General features: G+C 71.6%; 15 protein-coding genes, 2 tRNA genes and 1 pseudogene. 11 read left to right on the forward strand and 7 right to left on the reverse strand.

The features are described from left to right. The 4 genes from ABD52_RS19100 to ABD52_RS19115 form a co-directional block, all read right to left on the reverse strand. On the reverse strand, positions 1-1,057 hold a 1,057-nt coding region (locus tag ABD52_RS19100; protein WP_047892720.1), incomplete at its 3' end, for a hypothetical protein. Continuing rightward, a complete protein-coding gene (locus ABD52_RS19105) occupies positions 1,054-1,770 on the reverse strand; it encodes a thioredoxin domain-containing protein (protein WP_047892709.1) in 717 nt (238 codons plus the stop codon). The genes ABD52_RS19105 and ABD52_RS19100, both read right to left, overlap by 4 nt. Further along, positions 1,763-2,287: a MauE/DoxX family redox-associated membrane protein gene (locus tag ABD52_RS19110; RefSeq protein WP_013474260.1), complete on the reverse strand. Its 525-nt coding sequence runs from the start codon at positions 2,285-2,287 to the stop codon at positions 1,763-1,765. Before ABD52_RS19110 ends, ABD52_RS19105 begins: the two co-directional genes overlap by 8 nt. 30 nt (positions 2,288-2,317) lie before the next feature. Next, positions 2,318-2,905 carry a sigma-70 family RNA polymerase sigma factor gene (locus ABD52_RS19115; protein ID WP_047892710.1) on the reverse strand — a complete coding sequence of 196 codons (588 nt, stop codon included), beginning with the start codon at positions 2,903-2,905 and terminating at the stop codon, positions 2,318-2,320. A 222-nt stretch (positions 2,906-3,127) separates the two neighbouring features. On the opposite strand from ABD52_RS19115, the gene ABD52_RS19120 reads away from it, so the two are divergent. From ABD52_RS19120 to ABD52_RS41680, 3 genes and pseudogenes are all read left to right on the forward strand, one after another. Continuing rightward, positions 3,128-4,795: a copper resistance CopC/CopD family protein gene (locus ABD52_RS19120; RefSeq protein WP_047892711.1), complete on the forward strand. Its 1,668-nt coding sequence runs from the start codon at positions 3,128-3,130 to the stop codon at positions 4,793-4,795. 16 nt (positions 4,796-4,811) lie between these two features. Then, positions 4,812-5,543 carry a YcnI family protein gene (locus ABD52_RS19125; RefSeq protein ID WP_047892712.1) on the forward strand — a complete coding sequence of 244 codons (732 nt, stop codon included), beginning with the start codon at positions 4,812-4,814 and terminating at the stop codon, positions 5,541-5,543. A 647-nt stretch (positions 5,544-6,190) separates the two neighbouring features. Continuing rightward, positions 6,191-6,618: pseudogene (locus ABD52_RS41680) on the forward strand (hypothetical protein); the annotation flags it as partial. A gap of 16 nt (positions 6,619-6,634) precedes the next feature. On the opposite strand, the gene ABD52_RS19135 reads toward ABD52_RS41680, so the two are convergent. Next, positions 6,635-7,930 (reverse strand): glycosyltransferase 87 family protein, encoded by a 1,296-nt coding sequence (locus ABD52_RS19135; protein ID WP_047892713.1) that lies wholly within the window; start codon positions 7,928-7,930, stop codon positions 6,635-6,637. A gap of 74 nt (positions 7,931-8,004) precedes the next feature. On the opposite strand from ABD52_RS19135, the gene orn reads away from it, so the two are divergent. After that, positions 8,005-8,595 carry an oligoribonuclease gene (gene orn, locus ABD52_RS19140; RefSeq protein ID WP_013474266.1) on the forward strand — a complete coding sequence of 197 codons (591 nt, stop codon included), beginning with the start codon at positions 8,005-8,007 and terminating at the stop codon, positions 8,593-8,595. 89 nt (positions 8,596-8,684) lie between these two features. Beyond that, positions 8,685-8,760: transfer RNA gene (locus ABD52_RS19145), tRNA-His, on the forward strand. A gap of 47 nt (positions 8,761-8,807) precedes the next feature. On the opposite strand, the gene ABD52_RS19150 is transcribed toward ABD52_RS19145, so the two are convergent. Continuing rightward, positions 8,808-10,103, reverse strand: coding sequence for an Ig-like domain-containing protein (locus ABD52_RS19150; protein ID WP_013474267.1), 1,296 nt, complete (start codon positions 10,101-10,103; stop codon positions 8,808-8,810). A gap of 162 nt (positions 10,104-10,265) precedes the next feature. Then, positions 10,266-11,543: an Ig-like domain-containing protein gene (locus ABD52_RS19155; RefSeq protein WP_013474268.1), complete on the reverse strand. Its 1,278-nt coding sequence runs from the start codon at positions 11,541-11,543 to the stop codon at positions 10,266-10,268. A gap of 187 nt (positions 11,544-11,730) precedes the next feature. On the opposite strand from ABD52_RS19155, the gene ABD52_RS19160 reads away from it, so the two are divergent. From ABD52_RS19160 to ABD52_RS19185, 6 genes are all read left to right on the forward strand, one after another. Next, a tRNA-Lys gene (locus tag ABD52_RS19160) sits at positions 11,731-11,806 on the forward strand. 248 nt (positions 11,807-12,054) lie between these two features. Next, complete coding sequence (locus tag ABD52_RS19165) at positions 12,055-12,309, forward strand: hypothetical protein (protein ID WP_013284403.1); 255 nt, start codon at positions 12,055-12,057, stop codon at positions 12,307-12,309. Between the two features lie 84 nt (positions 12,310-12,393). Next, on the forward strand, positions 12,394-12,945 hold the full coding sequence (locus tag ABD52_RS19170; RefSeq protein WP_030270205.1) for a kinase: 552 nt from the start codon (positions 12,394-12,396) through the stop codon (positions 12,943-12,945). A 47-nt stretch (positions 12,946-12,992) separates the two neighbouring features. Further along, positions 12,993-13,850, forward strand: a complete 858-nt coding sequence (locus tag ABD52_RS19175; protein ID WP_047892714.1) for a MerR family transcriptional regulator — start codon at positions 12,993-12,995, stop codon at positions 13,848-13,850. Positions 13,851-14,546: 696 nt separating this feature from the next. After that, positions 14,547-17,741 (forward strand): FG-GAP repeat protein, encoded by a 3,195-nt coding sequence (locus ABD52_RS19180; protein WP_047892715.1) that lies wholly within the window; start codon positions 14,547-14,549, stop codon positions 17,739-17,741. 116 nt (positions 17,742-17,857) lie between these two features. Beyond that, a complete protein-coding gene (locus ABD52_RS19185; protein WP_200905207.1) occupies positions 17,858-21,319 on the forward strand; it encodes a LamG domain-containing protein in 3,462 nt (1,153 codons plus the stop codon). The last annotated feature ends 83 nt before the right edge of the window (positions 21,320-21,402 follow it).

Consider the following 21,402-nt stretch of genomic DNA (forward strand, 5'->3'; position numbering starts at 1 on the left):
GGGCTGCTCTTGCGGCTGTGCGCAGGCGCAGCAGGCCCGCCGCCACCGCGCCGGCGCCTGTCGCCAGGCCGACCACCACGAGCACCCGGACCAGCACGGCCGGGCCGGCGGCCGGGGGGATCGCGCGGGACAGCGCGGCCAGGTTCGTCGCCCCGGCGAACAGCGTGAGGCAGGCGCCGGCGAGCGCCAGCACGAAGTCGGCGGCCGGGCGGCGGGCCAGCGCGTACCCGCCCGCCGCGAGCGCGCCGAGCCCGGTGAGCAGCGTCCACACCTGGCCGGTGACCAGTTCGGCGAGCGTTCCGCCGACGCCGGGGGTACCGGTGTCCAGCGCGCGGGCGACGGTGAGCGCCACCGTGGCGGCGCCGCCCAGAGCGAGCAGAGCGCCGACCGCGCGCAACGCCCGCACCCCGGCGGCGGTGCCACCAGGCGCCAGCCCGGCCGCGCCGATCAGCAGGAAGCCCAGCGTGGCGGCAACCCACCAGGGGTACGGGTCGGGCGGCGGCACCCAGTCCAGCGTGCCGCGTACGGCTCCGGTGGTGTCACCGGCGCGCAGCGGCACCGCCCAGTCGCGTACCCGGTGCTCCCGGTCCGGGTCGGCGGCGACGGCGGCCGGCGGAGCCTCCTCCCGCCACAGCGTGCGCTGGTCGTGCCAGCGGGCGGTGGGGCCGTCGTCGATCCGCCGCCAGTCGGGCGCGGCGGCCGGGTTCGCCTCGGCCGGCAGCCGGGTCTCCCCGGCCAGCGTCCGGTTCAGGTACGAGGCGGGGGAGCGGGTGTTCTCGTACACGCCGCCCGGGCCGATGCGCAGGTACGGCTCACCGGAGTAGCCGAGCACTGTGACCTCGGCGCCGGTGTCGTTCGTCAGCTCCAGCCGCGCGCCGGCCTCCACCATGCGCGCGGTGAGTCCGGGCCGGTCGGGGTCGACGCCGCTGATCGTGGCGCGGTAGTCGGTGCCGTCGGGCGCTTCCGCGCCGTGCGCGGCGGCCGGCGCGGCGAGCGTGAGCAGTGCGGTGGCCGCGACGGCGAGCACCAGCGCGGCCCGGCGCAGGGGTGCGATCACTTGCCGGCCGCCTCCACCGCCGACTTGATCCCCTCGGGGCTGCGGTCCTGGAGCTCACTGCCGTTGACCTTGATGGTCGGGGTGCTGGTCACGCCGGACTTGCTCGCCTCGTCGGTGACGTGCTCGGTCCACGACCGGTACGTGCCGTCGGAGACGCAGGAGGCGAACTCGTCCCGGTTCAGCCCGACGCCCGCGCCGATGTCGACGAGTTCGTCGTTGCTGAGCCCGGCGCCGCCCTCCGGCGGCTGCTTGGCGAAGAGCTGGTCGGTGAACTCGCGGAACTTGCCGCCCTGCGCGGCGCAGCCGGAGGCGGCCGAGGAGCGGGTCGAGTATTCCGTGGTGGAGAAGCGGTTGAGGAACGCCACCGGGTGGAACACCAGCTTGGCCTTGCCCTCGCTGACGAGCTGGTTGAGCGTCTCGCCGTTGATCTGCTGGAACTGCTTGCAGGCCGGGCAGAGGTAGTCCTCGTACAGGTCGATGGTGACCGGCCCGGTGCCGAGCACGATGCCGGTGCCGGTGTCGTTGGCCCCGGGCGGGGCGGTGAACTCGTCGGACTTCTGGCTGGAGTACACCGCCCAGCCGATGCCGCCGGCGATGACGAGCACCAGCACCGCGGCGATCGAGGTCCAGAGCGTCCGCTTGCGCCGCTTCTCCCGGGCGATCTGCTCGCGTACGACCCGGGCCGCGTCCTTGCGCCCCTTGCGACTACTCATCGGTGTCCTCCACGGTGTCGTCGCCCGCCAGCCACCCGTCCACGGAGAACGGGGTGCGGGGCCAGATCAGCAGGAACCCGGCGAGTACCAGGAACCCGAGGTCCCGGAGGATCTCCGGGAGGTAGCTGGGCGTCTGGCCGGCGGCGAGCTGCCCGCCGCTGCCGAAACACCCGCAGTCGATGGCCAGGCCACGGGCCCAGGCCGAGGCGATGCCGGCGATGAAGACCACGAGCAGTGCCGCTGACACGCCGGCGCTGATCCGGGTGGCGAGCCCGGCGAGCAGCAGGACGCCCAGGGCCAGCTCGACGAACGGCAGCGCCGCGCCGATCACAGTGGCCACGTCGTACGGCATCACCTGGTACGCGTTCACGGCCCGGCCCGAGGCGGCCAGGTCACCGACCTTGGTGCCGCCGGCGATCAGCCACACGGCTGCCAGTCCGAGGCGGGCCGCGACGCCGAGCCAGGGCCGCAGGGTCGGCCAGCGGCCGGCCCGGGAGGGGGAGGGGGTCACAGTCATTCGTCGTCCGAGCGCCACGAAAGGTTCCCGCTATCCGGCCAGTGTGTCGCCGACGGCGTCGACCAGTTCGTCGCGGGCGCGGGCGACCCGGGAGCGGATGGTGCCCACCGGCACCCCCTCCACGTCGGCGGCCTCGGCGTACGACAGGCCGAGCAGTTGGGTGAGCACGAACGCGGAGCGCCGCTCGGCTGGTAGCCGGCGGACCAGGTCGGTGGCGCCGAGCTGCCCGGCGGGGTCCGGGTACGGGCGGTCGGTGGCGGCCTGGGCGGCGAGCCGCGCGTCGAGCCGGCGGCGGCGCACCACGGTGCGCAGGTGGTCGGCGCAGGCCCGCCGGGCGATGCCGAGCAGCCAGGTCCGGACGCTGGAGCGCCCCTCGAAGCCGGACAGCGCCCGGAACGCCCGCAGGTACGTCTCCTGGGTCAGGTCGTCCGCGCTGTCCGGGTCGACGAGCGCGGCGGCGAAGCGCCACACCTCGGCCTGGGTGGCCCGGACGAAGGCGGCCTGCGCGTCGCGGTCCCCGTCGCGGGCGGCCAGCGCCCAGCCGGTGGCCGCGTCCCGGGCAGCGTCGGACGCCGACTCGGGGCGGTCGGCGGCGGTGTCGCGCGGGCCGGGGATCACGTCACCCGAGGTTACGCGGCGTACCTGGAGGGGACAGGGTCCTTCGACCCATTCCGTGGTCCCGCACACGCCGGGAACTTTTTCCGCCGGCCGTCCGACTACCCTCCCATGACCTCCGAGCAGGCCCGGCGTGGCGCGCGCCGCCGCACCGGGCGGGCGCTCGGTCACGCCTGCCGGAGACCGGCTCGCCGGACCCGCCCCGGTTCGGGAAACATTGCGGTCATGACTGCTGCCGTACGCCGCCCGTCCCGGGTCGTCGCCGCCCGCTCCGGGGCCGTCGCCGGGCTGCTGCTCCTGCTGGTCGCCCTGCTGCTCACACCGGCCACCCCGGCCGCCGCCCACGCGGTGCTGGTGAGCAGCAGCCCGGCCGCCTCCGCCGTGGTGCCCGAGGCGCCCGCGCAGGTGGTGATCACGTTCAGTGAGGGCGTCCGCAAGGTGCCCGGGAAGGTACGGGTGATCGCCCCCGACGGCTCGCGGGCCGACCGGGGCGAGCCGACGTTCCAGGGCGCCGAGGTCACCATCCCGGTGGACCCGTCCGGCGGCCGCGGCACCTACCTGGTCAGCTACCGGGTCATCTCGGCCGACAGCCACCCGGTCTCCGGCGCCTTCACCTACTCCGTCGGCGCGCCGTCGGAGCCGCCCACCGACAGCGGCTCGGACAACCGGGCGAACCCGGTCACCGAGAACGCGGTGAAGGTGGCGAAGTACGCCGGCTACACCGGCTTGCTGCTGCTCGTCGGCCCGGCGCTGGTGCTCGCCGCGCTCTGGCCGCGCCGGCTGTCCCGCCGGGGACCGGCACGGCTGGCCTGGACCGGGCTGGGCCTGCTGGCGGTGGCCACGGTGGCCGAGGTGTGGCTCCAGGTGCCGTACGTCAACGGCGGCGGCCTGTTCGACGTGACCGGGTCCGGCCTGGGCGACGTGCTGGGCAGCGCCTACGGCACCACGCACCTGGTCCGGCTGGGTCTGCTCGCCGCGGCGGCGTTCCTGCTCCGGCCGCTGTTCGCCGGTCCGATCGGCCGTACCGACGGGATCATCCTGGCGGTCCTCGGCGGCGCGGCGCTGTTCACCTGGCCGCTGGCCGGGCACGCGGCGGCCTCGCCCGCGCCCGCGGTGTCGGTGGTGGTGGACGCGGTCCACCTGGGCGGCATGGCCGTCTGGCTGGGCGGCCTGGTGATGCTCGCGGTGTTCCTGCTGCGCCGGGCCGACGAGCGCGAGCTGGACGCGATCCTGCCGATCTGGTCCCGCTGGGCCGCGCTCGCGGTGGCCGCGCTGCTGCTGGCCGGCACCGTGCAGGGTCTGATCGAGGTGGCCAGCCTGCAGGCGCTGTTCGACACCACGTACGGCCGGCTCCTGCTCGCCAAGATCGTGCTGTTCGCGCTGGTGATCGGCGTGGCCGCGTACTCCCGGGCGCTGGTGCGGCGGCGGGTCGCCGCCGGGCGGCCGGGCGCGATGCGGCGGGCCGTGGTGGCCGAGCTGGTGATCACGGCGGTGGTGCTGGGCGTGTCGGCGACGCTCGTGCAGACCACCCCGGCGCGGACCGCCGCCGCGAACGTAACGGGAACCGAGCAGGGCTACTTCTCCACCACGCTGAGCAGCCCGATCTACTCGCTGGAGGTCCAGCTGGACCCGGCCGAGACCGGCAACAACTCGATGCACCTGTACGCCTACACCAAGGACAGCCGCCCCCAGCCGGTGCAGGAGTGGAAGGTCACCGCCGCGCTGCCGTCGGCCGGGATCGAGCCGATCACCGTCCCGCTGCTGCCGCTGAGCGACAACCACGCCACCGGCGAGGTCAACCTGCCGGCCCGGGGCGACTGGCAGTTGCGCATCACCGTCCGCACGACCGACATCGACCAGGCCACGGTGACCGCCACCGTGCCGATCAAGTAACGGAAGGTCCCATCTGATGATCCGTCTCCGGCGCCCCGCGACGATCGCCGCGCTGACCCTCACCGCCGTCGCCACGGCTGTGCTCGGCCTGGCCGGTCCGGTCTCGGCGCACGTCACGATCAACCCGGCCGAGGCCAAGCAGGGCGGCTACGGCCGGTTCGCGTTCCGGGTGCCGAACGAGAGCGACACGGCGTCGACAGTCAAGGTCGAGGTGAACCTGCCGGAGAACGCCCCGGTCGGCTCGGTCTCCACCATGCCGGTGGCGGGCTGGACGGTGGCGGTGGAGAAGCGCAAGGTCGACCCGCCGATCGAGGTGCACGGCAGCCAGCTCACCGAGGCGGTCTCCAAGCTGACCTTCACGGCCGCGCCGAACGGCGGCGTGAAGCCGGGCGAGTTCCAGGAGTTCCCGGTGTCGATGGGCCCGCTGCCGCAGGCCGACACGATGGTGTTCAAGGTGCTCCAGACGTACTCCGACGGCAACGTCTCCCGGTGGATCGAGGAGCCGACGCCGGGCGCGGAGGAGCCGGAGAACCCGGCGCCGGTGCTCAAGCTCGCCGCCGCGGCGCCCGCCTCGGCGGGCGCGAGCGCGCCGGCCGCCGCCGCGGCCGACGACGACGATGACGACGACGCAGGCTCCGGCGCGGCCGTCGCCCTCGGCGTGGCCGGCCTGGTCGCCGGACTGGGCGGCCTGGCCCTCGGCGGCCTGGCGTTCGCGCGTACCCGGCGGGAGCCCGCCGCGAAGTCCTGAACGTGAGCGACGCACCGGCCCGGCGGAACGATCCGCCGGGCCGGTCGCCGTCCCGGACGGGTGCCGCCGATATCCGGCGATCGGCCGACGCGCGTCGGTAAGGTCGGCCGGGTAGTTGGCTACCGAGAGGGACGACGCGAATGCGTTTCGTGCGCACGATCGCCGGCATGGTGCTGCTGGCGTTGGGGATTCCGGCGCTGCTGGCAGGCGGAGGTCTCTGGCTCGCCGCCCGGCACGCCGGCCCGGACGGCGGCTTCGACGCCCGGTTCGAGCCGGTCCGCACGCCCGCCCGCGCGGTGCTGGTGACCGACGTGGACGCGTTGCTGCGCGCCGACCTGCCGCTGGCGCGCACCGGGCAGGCCCGGCTGCACCTGACCGCGCGGGACGACGACGGCCCGGTCTTCCTCGGCCTCGCCCCGACCGACCAGGTGCGAGGGTGGCTGGCCGACGTCCCGCACAGCACCGTGCGCCGCGTGGCGGTCACCCGGGGCCCGCTGCCGGTCGACCTGGACCCGGCCACCGCCGGCACCGGCGCCGCCGTGCCGATGACTCAGCCCTTCTGGGTACGCGAGGGCGTCGGCTCCCTGGAGTGGAGCCCGGCGGAGCTGTCCGGCCGGTCGCTGAGCCTGGTCGTCATGCGCGTGGACGGCGCGGACGGGCTCGACCTGCGGATGCGTGCCGAGTTGCGGGCCGGGTGGTTCCCCGGGCTGGCGTGGGCGCTGCTGGCCGGCGGGACGCTGCTGGTAATCCTCGCCGTGGTGGTGCTGCTGCGCCCGCTGCGGCCGCGCGAGGTGGTCTTCGTGGTCGAGCCGGACCAGGTGCCGGTGCTGGCCGGGCGTCTCGGCGTCACCTCGCTGAGCGGGCTGGGCCGCCAGCCGGGCCCGGCGTCGCGACCCGAGCGGCACCTGGTGGCAGTGGGCTCCGGGCCCGGTGGGCGGACCCGCGCGGCGATCGCGCCGCCCAGCCGGTGCCCCGACGGCCGGGACTGACGACGAGAACCCGAACGGCCCTCCGCGCTGCCGACGCGGAGGGCCGTTCTTCACCGGGGGATCGGTGCTACCTGGGAGAAAACTGAGGTAGTTGATACCAGATTAGCGCTGATCGCCTTTTGTTGCGAGGTGTGTCCGTTCAGTCCCGGTCATCGGTTTCTCGTCCGCGTGCCGACGGATCGGCAGCGCCGCGAGCACCAGCAGGCTCAGCAGGACGTACATGTTGCGGACCACGAAGTCGACCGGGTCGTCCGTGTGCACGATGGCGGTGCCCCAGTCCTGGAACGTCACCAACCCGTACACGATCGGCAGGCCGACGACGGCGGCCAACGCGAAGAGGCCGCCGCGACGGCGGGCCCCGGCGGGCGTCGCCGGATCGGCGTCCAGTGCCGCGTCGACGAGCACCACCACCGCGGGAATGAACCAGTACAGGTGGTGGATCCAGGTGATCGGGCTGACCAGCCCGCCCACCAGCCCGGTCAGGGTGAGACCCACCAGCGCGTCCCCCGCCCGGGCCGCGCGCGCCGCCCGCCACAGGCCGAACGCGGCCACCGCCAGCGCGAGCAGCAGCCACAGCAGCCGGTCCGGCTCGGCCGGCGCAGTCAGGCGGCTGAGCAGCCCGAACAGCGACTGGTTGCCGGTGTAGTCGGGGCGGCCCACCCGGTCGGTCACCCACAGCTCGTGAGTCCAGAAGCGCCACGAGTCGCCCGGCGCGACCGCCGCCGCCAGCAGCGTGGCCACCGCCGCTGTCACCGCCGCCACGGCCGCCGCCCGCCACTTCCGGGCGGCGAGCAGGTAGAGCACGAAGATGCCGGGAAAGAGCTTGAGCGCCGCCGCCAGTCCCACGCCCACGCCGGCCCAGCGCCGGCCCTGCGGTACGGCGAACAGCAGGTCGCCGAGGATCAGCACCACGAGCAGCATGTTGATCTGCCCGAGCGTGATCGTCTCCCGGGTGCTCTCCACCGCCAGCACCAGCAGCACGGCGACGGTGAGGCCGAACCCCCGCGGCAGGTCGTGCCGCCGCAGCACCGGCAGTACCAGCCAGCGCGTGGTTACCACCACCGCGGCCACTGTCAGCACCGCGAAGGCGGCGATGGCCACCCCGAGCCGCAGATACCCGAACGGCGCCAGGAGCAGCGCCGCGAACGGCGGATAGGTGAAGTAGAGCGCGCCCTGCACCCGGTCCGGCTGGACGTAGTCGTAGAGCGGGTGCCCGGCCGCCCACCAGTCCATCGCCGACATGTAGATCTTCTGGTCGTAGTAGTCGTGCCGCAGGTTGCGCAGGTAGGGCGCCGGCATGATCGCGATCAGCGCCAGCACCACGACCACCCGGCGGGCCGTACGCCCGCCCGCGTCGTCACGGGGGACGCCGGGTGGGGCGACGGGTTCGGCTGGCACGCAGGAAACCCTAGCGGTCCACCTCGGCCGCCGGGCCGAGGCGCGGGCGCGTCGGCGGCGCGTAGTCTGTTCCGGTGGCTGATCTTCTCGTCTGGATCGACTGTGAGATGACCGGGCTCGACCTGCGGCGGGACGCCCTGATCGAGGTCGCCGCGCTCGTCACCGATCCCGACCTCAACGTGCTCGGTGACGGCGTGGACGTGGTGATCCACGCCGACGACGAGGCGCTCGACGGCATGCCGGAGATCGTGCGGACCATGCACGCCAAGTCCGGCCTCACCGAGGAGGTACGCCGTTCCACGGTGACGCTGGCCGAGGCCGAGGACATGGTGCTCGACTACGTGACCAGCTACGTGAAGGACCCGCGTACGGCCCCGCTGTGCGGCAACTCGATCGCCACCGACAGGGGTTTCCTGGCCCGCGACATGACCCGGCTCGACGCGCACCTGCACTACCGGATGATCGACGTGTCCTCGATCAAGGAGCTGTGCCGGCGCTGGTACCCGCGGGTGTACTTCGGGCAGCCGCAGAAGGGCCTGGCCCACCGGGCGCTCGCCGACATCCGGGAGAGCATCCGCGAGCTGGAGTACTACCGGCGGACCGTGTTCGTGCCGCTGCCGGGGCCGGACGTCGAGGCCGCGAAGGCGATCGCCGCCCAGCTCTGACGCCCCGGCCGAACCCGGTGGACGGGGTCGGCCGGAGTGTGGCTATGATTAGTCCGCGCACCGCCCGGGTGACCGGAGCGGCGAGCATGGTGGCTGTAGCTCAGTTGGCAGAGCACCGGGTTGTGGTCCCGGTTGTCGTGGGTTCAATTCCCATCAGTCACCCCAAACACGAAGCCCCCTCCTCCGGGAGGGGGCTTCGTCGTATGCGTGGGTCAGGGGGTGGGCTCGACGCTCGGCGTACCGGCGTCCGGCGTGGTGTCGTCCGACGGCGGCTCGTACGGCAGGGCGCTGCCCTTGACGTACTCGTCCCAGCTCATGTTCCAGTCGGTCCAGCCGTTGCCGTTCTGGAGCTTGCGCTCGGTGCCCTTGACGGTGATCGGGTCACCGATGCGGGTGTTGGCGAACAGCCAGTTGCCTTCCTTCATCGAGACGTTGACGCAGCCGTGCGACACGTTCGTGCGGCCCTGCACGCCCTCGGACCAGGGCGCGGCGTGGATGAACTCGCCGCCCCAGGTGAGCCGCTGGGCGTAGTCGATCTCGGTGCGGTAGCCCTCCTCCGGGCCCAGCTCCTCCAGGGTGTCGAAGACCGTGTGCCGGAGCTTCTCGATCACCACCATGGTGCCGCTGGAGGAGGGGGTGCTCTTCTTGCCCAGGCTCACCGGGATGGTCTTGACCACCTTGCCGTCGCGGGTGACAGTCATCCGCTTGGTGCGGTTGTCGACTGTCATCACGAACGACGGGCCGATCTTGACGTCGACGCTGAGGTCGGCGCGGCCGTACCAGCCGCCGCCCAGCGGCAGCCCGCCCGCCTGCACCTTGTAGCTGACCGTGCTGTTGGCCTTCCAGAACGTCTTGGGCCGGTAGCGCACCTCGGTCGGGCTCACCCAGTGCCAGATGCCCTCCTGGGCGGGCTTCGAGGTGACAGTCATCCGGCGCTGGATGTCGTCGCGGTAGTCCTCCGGGATGGCCCGGCCGAACTTCACGATCAGCGGCATGGCCACGCCCACGACCTGGTTGTCGCCCAGGAAGCTGGTGACCCGGATCTGCTTGGCCGGCTTCGCCATCGTGGTGAACGTGCTGGTCGCGGTGGCGGGCTTGCCGTCGTCGCCGGTCGCGGTGACGGTCGCCGTGTACGTCTGCCCGTACTCCAGGGCCGAGGACGGCAGCCAGCTCGCGCCGTCCGCCGCGAGCGTGCCGTCGACGACCTTGCCGGCGGCGTCCTTCAGCTCGACTGTGGTCTCCTGCGCCTCCTTCGTGGTGAAGGTGATGGCGGTGGACGCGGGCACGTCCCTGGCGTCGGCGGCGGGCTCGCTGATGGTGGCCGCCGCCTTCGGGGCCTTCTCGCCCTCGTCGCCGCCGCCCTGCCAGCTCGACGGCTTGTCGCCGCCGCCGCTGGTGCAGGCGGTCAGGGCCATCGCGGCGGCGAGCAGCCCGGCCGCCAGCGCACGGCGGCGGCCGACGCGTCGGGCGCTCGCGCCCCGGATCGGTTCGTCCTGGCCAGCTCGCATGAGTCCCTCACAAAGTGATGCCGTGCCCCGTCGTCTCTGGTCAGACGCGCCGGAGCGGGTACGCGTTGCCGGACGTGAAACGGAACACCCTGCGCGGGTGTAACGATTCCGCCGTCGTCCGGCGCTTTGTCGGAGGTGGCATGTCCGACCACGTTACGCCGGTCAGAACGGCGCCGGCTGCCCGCCCTGCGGAACCGGCAGCGCGCTGCCGGCGACGAACTGCGACCAGCTCATGCTCCACGCCGTCCAGCCGTTACCAGGGGCCAGGCGGCGTTCGGTGCCCTTCACCGTGATCGGGTCGCCCACCATCGTCTTGCCGAACAGCCACCGGCCGTTGGCCATCGACACGTTGACGCAGCCGTGCGAGACGTTGCGGCGCCCCTGCACGCCCTCGGACCACGGAGCGGCGTGGATGTACTCGCCACCCCAGGTGATCCGCTGGGCGAAGTCGATCTCGGTGACGTAGCGGTTGGCCGGGTCGGGCTCGCTGCGGGTGTCGAAGACGGTGGACTCCTTCTTCTCCATCACCACCATCGTGCCGCTGGAGGAGGGGGTGCTCTTCTTGCCCAGACTGACCGGCAGCGTACGGATGACAGTGCCGTTCTCGGAGACCGTCATCTGCTTGGTCGCGTTGTCCACGGTCATCTCGAACGCGCGGCCGATCTCGGCGGTGGCGCTGCGGTCGATGTTGCCGTAGCGGCCGTTGCTCAGCGGGATCCCGGCCAGCGCCAGCCGGACCGTGATCGTGGTGCCGGTCTTCCAGTACTCCGGGGCCCGGTAGTACGCCTGGGTGCCGTTGTCGACCCAGTGCCAGGCGCCGGGCTGCGGCGGGTCGGTCTGCACGAACATCCGCTTCTGCACCGCCGCCCGGTCCTTCTTCGGGATGCCCGGGGAGAACTCGGCGACCACGGGCATGGCCACCCCGTACGTCTTGCCGCTGAACATGTAGAGGCCGGAGCCGATCATCGACTTGGGCTTGGCCATCGTGGTGAACGTGCTGGTGCCCTGGTAGGTCTGGCCGTCCTTGCCGGCGCCGGTGACCGTGGCGGTGTACTTGGTGCCGTACTTCAGCGCGGCCGACGGCACCCAGCTGGAGCCGTCGCGCCGCATCCGCCCGGCGACGCTGGCGCCGTCGGCGGTGGCGAGCGCCACCTTCGACACGGTGCCGCCGCCGGGGATGCGGGCGCTGATCTCGGTGCTGACCGGGCGGCCGCTCGCGCCGTCGGCCGGGCTCACCGTCAGCGGCGGCGCGGCGGCGCTGTCGCTGGGTGCGACGCTCGGGTCGGGCGCGGAGGACGAGACGCCGCCGACCTGCTGCTGGCCGGGCACGAACTCCGGCTTCTTCCCCTCGTCGCCGCCGCTGCCGCACCCGGTCAGTGCCAGCGACGCCGTCAGGACCAGGGCGCCCACCGTCGCCCCGGCCCGCGCGAACCTGCCCATGCCCACCCCTGTCCTCGCGTGCCTGGCGGACATCGTGCCGTATCGACGCTCCCGCGCCCGCCCCCGCGCCGGATCAGGTGACCGTTTTGGCCGCTTTCGCCGGTTAAGCTCGTCCGAAGGGTGGACCCCGGTATCGGATTGGAACCCGCCTCGGCGGGCGTGCTAATCTTCTTCCCGTTGTCAGCGAGCGCCGCTAGCTCAACTGGCAGAGCAGCGGACTCTTAATCCGCGGGTTCGGGGTTCGAGTCCCTGGCGGCGCACCAACGAGCAAGGCCCTGACCAGGCGTTAACGCCGGCCGGGGCCTTTTTCGCGTACGGTGCCCCGGTGCGCGCCGGGATGGCCGCCCGTGGGTGGAACGCCACGTGCGTCACACCGGCCGCAGGGCACCCATGACGTTCCACCGAGGCGCGGTCCGCCCGTCGGCGCCGCTTGTGCGGTCGCCCTAATCTGATCATGATCGTAACGGCCACGATGGATGGTCGGGTGACGACGATCAGGACGGGAGAAGACATGAAAGCCTTCGGACGGCCGCGGATCCGCAGCCTCGTCGCCGCCACCTCGGTCGTGGGCGCCTTGGTGCTCGGTCTGGGTGCGCCCGCGTACGCGGACTACTCGAGCCCGACCTACTCGACGTTGAAGGCCTGCAACGAGGCCCGGCCCAAGTACCAGTCGTCGTGGACGAAGCCGCAGGCGTGCCGTCCCATGTACAACTGGGACGGCACGAAGGTGATCGGTTACGCGTTCCTGGTGAAGACCCAGGGCTAGTGCGGTCGCCCGCCGGGCTGCCAGGAGCGGCACCGGCGGGCGTCCACCCGCCTTCGGCATCGCTCCTCGCGCCAGGGAGGGACAGTGCGCGCCGTACCCGCCGGCAGCTCGGACACGATCCTCGTCTGCATCCGGGGCAACTCCGGCTCGGGCAAGAGCAGCATCGCCCGGGAGCTGCGACGCCGGCACGGCCGGGGCTGCGCCCTCGTCGAACAGGACTACCTGCGTCGCATCGTCCTGCGCGAACGGGACAAGCCCGGCGGCGTGGCGCCCGCCCTGATCGAGCAGACCGTCCGGTTCGCCCTCGACCACGGCTACCACGTGGTCCTGGAAGGCATCCTGTACACCGGCCGCTACCGCGACGTGCTGACCTCGCTGCGGGACGGTCACCGGGGGCGGTCGCTGTTCTGCTACCTCGACGTGTCGCTGGCCGAGACGCTGCGCCGGCATCTGACCCGCCCGCAGGCCGCTGACTTCACCGCCGCGCAGATGAGCGGCTGGTACGCCGCGCACGACGTCCTGGGCTGGCCCGGCGAACTCGTCCTCCCGGAGAGCGCCGGTCTGGACCAGGCCGTGGAGGCGATCGCGGCTGCCTCCGGACTGCCTCAGGACGGGTGCGACGACGACAGGCGCTAGCCGGCGTCATTTGCCCTTCCGGTTACTGCAAGGGGCAGTCTGGGGTCATGTTGTCGATCAGCGAGTTCAGCCAGATGTGCCACCTGTCCCCGCAGGCGCTGCGCTTCTACCACGCCGAGGGGCTGCTCGTGCCCGCCGGGATCGACGACCGGACCGGCCACCGCTCGTACGCCTTCGACCAGGTGGAACGGGCCATGCTGATCACCTTGCTGCGGGACACCGGGATGAGCGTCAAGCTGGTCCGGCGCGCCCTCGACGAACCGGACCAGGCGGTCGCCCTGCTCGACCGGCACAGCGACGAGGTCAGCCGGCAACGGCAAGCTCAGGCCGACGCCATCGCGGCGGCCCGCGCCGTCTTCGAGGCGCAGCCCGAACCGCGGTTGCGGCACGTGCCGGCCACGACTGTGGTGGCGCGGCTCGTGCCCGGCACACCGCTGGGCCGGGACGCGCAGGAGTGGGACCGGGCCGAGGAGATCATCACGGCGGCGGCGGCCGACCTGGTCGCCACCGTGCGGCAGGCCGGCGTCACCTGCCGGGGTGAGCCGTGGCGGACGCTGGCACTGGAGACGCCGGAGCAGGACCGGCGCGTACTCGACGGCACCGGGCCGTTCTGGACGGTCAAGGTCGCTGTGGATGGCACCCCGGAGATACTGCCGTCCCTGCCCGCCGGCCTGATCGTGCAGACGCCCGACGCCCACGACGAGCCGTCCATCTTCATGCCGGGCCGCAAAACGATGGCCAAGTACTGCACTGTGGTCCTGCGCCTGCTCGACGCCGCCCCTGTCGACGGCGACCGGTTCGTGAACCTGGCGCGTCTGCGTCAGGAGGTCCGCCCCGACGGCGTGCTGAGCAGCGCGCCCGTCGAACGCCGGCCGGGGTCGCCCACGGAGGACCTTGAGCGCTGAACCCGCCCGCAGCCCGGATGTCAGAAGGTCGGCCAACCCTGACGAAATCGGTGCCCCAGTGCTTTCGACTGGTAATCGTCTTCGCCGATTGCCTCGCTCGCGTCGCGCATGATGATCACCGACGCGTCACTCCGCGGACGAGGGCGATCCCGACGCCCGAATGAGGCGAATATCGCTCGGTGTTCTGACGGCACGAATCGGTTCTCCGTTGTCGCTGTTCGGTGCTCCGTGCTGGACCGATGACCTGCCCGAGCGGCTGGCGTGATGCCGCCCGCCGCCATTTCGGTGCGTCCATGAGTCTGATTGGCCCGGCACTGTCTCCCGATGGGCGAGTGCCGCATCGGCTGATTGTTCGATCAATGGCAACTACGCCGTGTCATATTCGAAGATGGTGATGCGTGAAAATAGTTCGCAACGGTGAAGTGGCCCGCGCGGCGTCAGTTGACTGCGGCAACCATCTACTGATCTGCGGTTTTGAAGATCGATCCGACCGCCTGACGCCACCACTCGTGGGTGTGGCAGTCACCGAACGCTCCAATGTGGAGGGCGCATTCGACTACCGAGCGTGTTGATCGATCGATGGGATGTCCAGTTCGCCGTAATCCGTCCTGACAGAACGTGTCCGACCTTGTGCGCTGAGGCAGGGCGCCCTTAGAGTCCCGCTCGCACAACTGGAAAGCACACGGGGGAGGGTTTGTGGCACGTCGAGTGACGGCCACTGTCCGTTCGTGCCTGGCTGCGGGCGTCGCCGTACTGACGGCGGCCGCGTTGGCGGGCGTACCGGGAGAACCGGCGGAGTTTCTCGCCGCTGGACCGGACGGCGTGACAGGTGGCGTGGAGAGCCGGACCGATGAGGCGGTGTCCCTTCGGGCCGCCCGCGAGTCCGGCAAGCCGGTGCAGGTCAAGAGCCTCACATCGGAGACCACCGAGGTCTTCGCCCTACCGGACGGTCAGTTCCGGGCCGAGCTTTCGGTCGGCGCGAGCCGGATCCGGCGCGGTGACCAGTGGGTTCCGGTCGATCTGACCCTGCGCAAGGGCGCGGACGGGCGGATTGCCGCCGTCGCCCACCCGTTCGATCTGGTCGTCTCCGGCGCGCAACCGAGCGGGACGCAGGAGCTGGCAGTCCTCGGCCACGGGGCCGACCGGCTCGCGGTCGGCTGGGCCGGTCGGCTGCCCGAGCCGAAGCTGGACGGCGGACGGGCCACCTATGTCGACACGCTGCCCGGGGTGGACCTGATCGTCGAAGCGACCCGCGCCGGGATGGAGGCGTTCTTCGTCGTCAAGGACCGCAGCGCCGTGAAGCAGGTCGCCCGACTCACGCTGCCGATCACCGGGCCGAACGCCGCCCGGGCGGTCCGCGACGCCGGCGGCAACACCGCCATCCAGGACACCGCCGGCCGGGTGGTTGCGCGCACTCCCGCACTGCGAATGTGGGACGCGCGGGTCGACGCGCTCGGCAATCCCACCGCCGAGACGGCGGTTGCATCCACGATCGCCCCTGCCGCCGGGGCCCGTGGAACCGGCCGGCTCGACCTGACGCTGACCCCGGACATGCGCTGGCTGACCGACTCCGAGCGGGAGTATCCGATCGTCATCGACCCGACGATCAACCCGCTGTACACCACCTTCGACACGTTCATCCAGGCCGGCGACACGGTCAACCGGGGTGGCACCGACGACCTCCGGCTCGGTCGGCTCGGTCCGACCGGGCCCGTCACCCGGTCCTTGCTGCGCTGGGACACCGCGGCCCTCGTCGGCAAGCAGATCACCTCTGCCACCGTCTCGTTCTGGAACTGGTGGTCGCCCCTGTGCGAGGGCCGGTCGTGGGAGCTCTGGACCGTGGGGGCCGTGGCCGACGACATGATCTGGGATACCCAGCCGGCATGGAACAACCAGGAGGCGACCACCCTGGCGACTGCCGGCTACGACGCCAGTTGCAACGACGCCTGGGTCGGGATCAGCGGTACCAAGTTCTTCCAGCGCGCGGCGAACGCCGGTGACACCCGCGCCGACATGGGCCTACGGGCCACCGACGAAACCGATTCGAAGTCCTTCAAGCAGTTCCGCTCCCGCAACGCGACCGCCAGTACCGAGGTGCCCAAGGCCAGCGTCACCTACAACTCGTGGCCGACCGTGACGGCCCGGTCGACCGTCCCTGCCACCACGTGCGCGACCGGGTCGGGTCGTCCGCTCGTCAACACCCTCACGCCGCAGCTCAAAGCAACGGTCACCGATGGTGACGGCACCGCGATGACTGTCACCTTCGAGTGGTGGGCGATGAACGCCGACGGGCCGATCGGTGCGGCGAGCCTCAGCGGCGTCGCCTCCGGGGCCACCGCCGCCGCGACCGTGCCGGCCGGGGCCTTCGTCGACGGCGGCATCTACCGCTGGCGGGTGAAGGCCGCGGACGGGGTCAGCGGCAGCGACATCTGGTCGTCGTTCTGTGAGATGCAGGTGTACACCACGGCCACTCCGGTCACCGGTTGCACCGGCGGAACGGACAGCGACTTCAACGGCGACGGCGTCGCCGACATCGCGATCGCCGACCCGGAGGCCACTGTCAACGGCCAGATCCGTGCCGGCCGCATCAACGTCACGTACGGCGGCAGCACGACGGTGCACACCCTGCACGAGAGCGGGGCGAACATGCCCGGTGCGGCCGAGGCGGGTGACCGCTTCGGCACGTCGATCTCCGCGTACGACGCCAACAACGACGGGTGCACCGACCTGGCGGTCGGCGTGCCGAACCAGGCCGTCAGCGGCCAGGCCCAGGCCGGTGTCGTGTACGTGCTGTTCGGCTCACCCGCCGGCCTCGCGCAGGGCCCGCCCGCCGTCTGGTACCACCAGGACAGCGCCAACGTCCCCGACGCGGCCGAGGCGTACGACTGGTTCGGCTACGCCGTGGCCGGCAGCCGGACGGCCAGCGGTGAGCCGTACCTCGTCATCGGCGCGCCCGGTGAAGGGCTGGCCAACCCGGTCACCGGGATCGTGCATTACATGCGCGGCACCGTGAACGTGGCGATGTCCCAGGGCAGCGGCATCCCGGGCGCGGCCGAGATCGACGACCGAACGGGCTATGCGGTGGCCGCCTCCACCCACCACTGGGCGGTCGGTTCCCCGGGCGAGGCGATCGGCACCGAGGCCTTCGCCGGAGCGGTGAACGTCTTCAGCCACACGCTGAGCAACGGGCTGCCGACCCTCGCCGCCGGCCTGGAGCAGAACGTCGCCAACGTCTCGAACGACGCCGAGGCCAACGACAACTTCGGCAAGTCGATCTCGATCGCGCCGTACCGGCCCGTCGGTGCTCCCGCCGGCCAGGCCGACTCGCTGGTCGTTGTCGGTGTGCCGGGTGAGGACCTGGTCGTCGCGGCCACCAACACCCCGGCGCCGGACGCCGGGCTGGTGCACCGGTTCCACGTCACGGCCGCGAACACCTTCACCGAACTGCCCGCGATCACGTACGCGTCGGAGGACGGCGACTACCTCGGCGAGAAGGTCGTGGTGGTGAACACCGCGCCGGGCAGCGAGGGCACCAACGCGACGATGTTCGTCGCGATCGGCGTGCCGGGTGAGGACGCGGGCACGTCGGTGGCCGACTCCGGACGGGTACGTGTCTTCCCGGCGCTGGCCAATCCGATCGGCACCCCGACCACGCTGCACCGGGAATCGGGCGGCATGCCGGGGACGGCCGGCGCCCAGGAACTGGTCGGCACCTCGCTCTCGGCCACCTCGCAGCGGCTCTATGTCGGCACCCCCTACGGTGCCGACGCCGTCTACGGGTTCACCTGGTCCGACCTGAGCGCGGGCAACACGGTCCCGAGCGTCACCTGGCAGCCGGGACAGGGCGGTCTCCCCACCGGGCACAGCGCGTTCGGGGCGGCGATCAGCTGATGAAGACCATCGACATGAGCAGTTATCCAGCGGGGGAGGACCAGAGGGTGGCCCGTCGTACGAGAAAACGGGGCCGGGTGTTCACGCTCGGACTCACGCTCGGCCTCGCCGGCCTGATGTCCACTGCGGTGTTCGTCCAGCCGCCGGAGCCGGCGCCGCGCACCGCCGCGGCCTCGGAGGACCTCGTCCGGGACACCGAGGCCGAGGCGCTGGTGGCCGCGAGGGCACTCAACCAGCCGGTCGAGGTGCTGGCGCACCGCACGGAGTACCGCGACGTCTTCGCGCAGCCGGACGGCACGCTCATCGCCAACGGCCACACCCAGCCGGTGCGGGTCACCCAGGGGGACGCCTGGGTACCCGCGGACTCGACCCTTGTGGTTCAGCCCGACGGCTCGTACGCCCCGGCGGCCGCGCTGCTCGGCATGCAGCTCTCCCAGGGCGGCACCGCACCGCTGATGGTGGTCACCCGGGACCAGAAGAGCATGACCCTGACCTGGCCGCACGGGCCGCTTCCCGCTCCCGTGGTCGAGGAGAGCAAGGCGACCTACCCGAACGTGTTCCAGGATGTCGACCTGGTCACGAACGTCACCGTCGAGGGCTTCTCGCACGTACTGGTGGTCAAGACGCCGGAGGCGGCCGATCTGCCGGAGCTCCAGAACCTCCGGCTCGGGGTCGCCGCGGTGGGTCTGACCATCGAGGAGACGGCCGAGGGTGGCGTGGTCGCCCTGGACCCGGTCACCGACAACCCGGTCCTGGAGGCGGACGCGCCGACCATGTGGGACAGCGGAAGCCAGGAGGGGGGCGATGCGGCCGCGGCGCGGTCGCTGGACACCTCGTCCACCGACCCGGGCGCGGCCTCGGCCGAGGGACCGGGCGACACGTCGGAGGTGGCTCCGGTCGGCCTCGACTACTCGGACAACACCCTCACCCTCACCCCGGACCGGTCCATGCTCACCGATCCGGAGGCCTCGTTCCCGCTGTACATCGACCCGGTATGGCAGAGCAGCACCAACAGCGCCTGGGCGATGGTGGACAGCGGCTACCCCAACGAGGAGTACTGGAAGTTCGACGGCAAGCGGCACGAACGGATCGGCCTCTGCCCCAGTTCCTGCAACAACTCGAAGGTCAAGCGCCTGTTCTACCGGCTCGCCACGCCGTACTCGGGCAAGACGATCCTGGAGGCCACCTTCCGGGTCACCCTGCAGCACGTCTACAACTCGACCGCCCGGGCGGCGGCGCTCTACCTGATGCCGGCCGGGATCACCTCCTCCACCAACTGGAGCAACCAGCCCGGCGGCTCGGGCTGGTCCGGAGCGACGCACCTCGCCACCAGCTCACCGACCAAGACGCAGGCCACCTGTACCTCCACCAACCAGAACACGGAGTGGAACGCGAAGGCCGCGGTGCAGCAGGCGGTGACCAAGGGCTGGAGCAACGTGACGCTCGGCCTGCGGTCGGTCAGTGAGAGCGACTCGACGCACACCAAGCGGTTCTGCGACAACGGCGTCCTCTCGGTCCGCTACAACCGGGCGCCGGTGATCGCCAACCTCAACGAACTCACCATGTCCCCCGGCGGGCAGTGTGTCTACGGCTCCGGCGCGCCCTACGTGGACGTGCCGCCGCGGCTGAACGCGGTGCTGCGGGACCCGGACCACTCCTCGGCCCACACCGAGCAGATCAAGGCCGAGTTCAAGGTGACCTGGACGCCGGCCGGCGGGACGCTGCAGACGCGCTCGTACACCACTCCGCTGAAGGCCAGCGGATCGGTCTTCTCGTACACGGTCCCGAGTGACATCGCGCAGAACGTCCCCATCTCCTGGGAGGTACGGGCCAGCGACAACACCAGCTGGGGTCCGTGGAGCAGTGAGGGCTCGCGCAACGTCTGTCAGTTCCTCTACGACAAGACCAGCCCCAGCGCGCCCGACGTCGACTCCGCGGTGTACCTGCCGCAGGACGCGGCCGACAACGGGACGGCGAGCGCGTCGAACTGCATCGAGAGCGACGAGTGGCTGGGTTCGATCGGTGTACCCGGCAACTTCGTCTTCGACTCCGCCGCCACGGACGTGGTGGAGTACCGGTACGGCTTCAACACCAACCCGGCGCCGGGCGTGAACGTGCTTCGGCCCACCACCGACGGCGGGCCGGTCACCCTGCCGAACTGGTACCCGGACAAGGAGGGCCCGCGGACGATCAACGTCCAGGCCGTCGACCGGGCCGGCCGGTCGAGCAGCATCGCCTCGTGCACGTTCCGGGTGGGCAAGCGACCGCCGACCGCCCAGTGGTCGCTCGGCGAGGTCGCGGGCGAGGACGGTGCCGGCGACGGGCTCGGTGACAACGACGCGACGGCTGGAAGTGGCGTCACGTTCGGGGTCGAGGGTCCGGGTGGGACGTCCGACACGGCCGCCCGGTTCGACGGGACGGCCGACGCCCACCTCACGACCAGCAAGCCGGTCCTGACCGACACGTCGGCGAGCTTCGCCGTGACCGGCTGGTTCAAGATCGACGATGTCGGCCGCCGACAGGTGGCGGTCAGCCAGGACGGCACCGGTGAGCCCGGGTTCGCGCTGGGGGTCGAGGGAGGAACCTGGTTCTTCCGGATGCCGGTCAACGACGTCAACTCACTGGGCCGCTGGCAGGTGGACGGTGCGGCGGCCACCACGGGTTGGACGTACGTGTCCGCCATCTTCGACGGTGCGAAGAAGGAGATGTCGCTCCAGGTCGGGAACAACGCCCCGCGCGTCGCCCAGCGCAGGTCGCTGACCAAGTCGCGCGGTCCGCTCCAGATCGGCCGTGTGCTCACCAAGAGCGGTTACGCCGACAACTGGGGAGGGGCGATGGCGGACGTCTCGGTCTTCGACCGGCTGATCATCGCCGACGAGGTCACCGGTCTGCAGAAGACCGCCCCGAGCCGTAAGGCGTACTGGCGGTTGAACGCGGAGACCAGCAAGGTCAGCCCCGAGGAGCGCGGTGGAGCGGGGCTCACCCTGGGCACCGGTGCGACCATCTTCAAGCACCCGGTCCTGTCCCTGCTCGGCGGTGGTCACCTCGCGCTGACCGGTAACGCGGACAGCTATGCCAGCACATCGACCAACGCGGACATGGCGGGCAGTTTCTCGATCAGCGCCCGGGTCAAGCTGACCAGCAACTGTGCCGGTACCCCGATGACCGTCTTCTCGCAGAAGGGCACCAACGGCAGCTCGGTCGTCGTGCGCTGCAACAACGCCGGGCAGTGGGAGCTGGCGATGGCGAGCACCGACACGGTGGCGCCGGAGTGGACCACGAAGGCCACCGACGAGGCGCCGAAGCTGGTCGGCAAGGGTGACCACCTGACCCTCGTCTACAACGGCTACGCCCGCGAAGTGACCCTGTACGTCAACGGGTCCTTCACCGAGGCGATCCAGCTGGTGTCGCCGTTCGTCGCCACCGGCGGGGTGCAACTGGGTCGCGCCTGGCTCGACGGCGCCTTCAAGGAGCACCTGTCCGGCGCCGTCGACGACGTCCGGGTCTACGACGGTGTCGCCGACAAGGTCCTGATCGAGAAGCTCAACGTCCAGGTCCGCGAACAACTCTCGCTCTGACGTGACAGGCGGTGGGTCCGCCCGCTCCCGGGCGGGCCCACCGGCACGCTTTCCCGTTCTTCTCCCGTAACCCCTGGAGGGGT

Origin of the sequence: Micromonospora sp. RV43, assembly GCF_001029515.1 — a bacterium.
In the GTDB taxonomy this organism is placed as follows: Bacteria; Actinomycetota; Actinomycetes; order Mycobacteriales; family Micromonosporaceae; genus Micromonospora; species Micromonospora aurantiaca.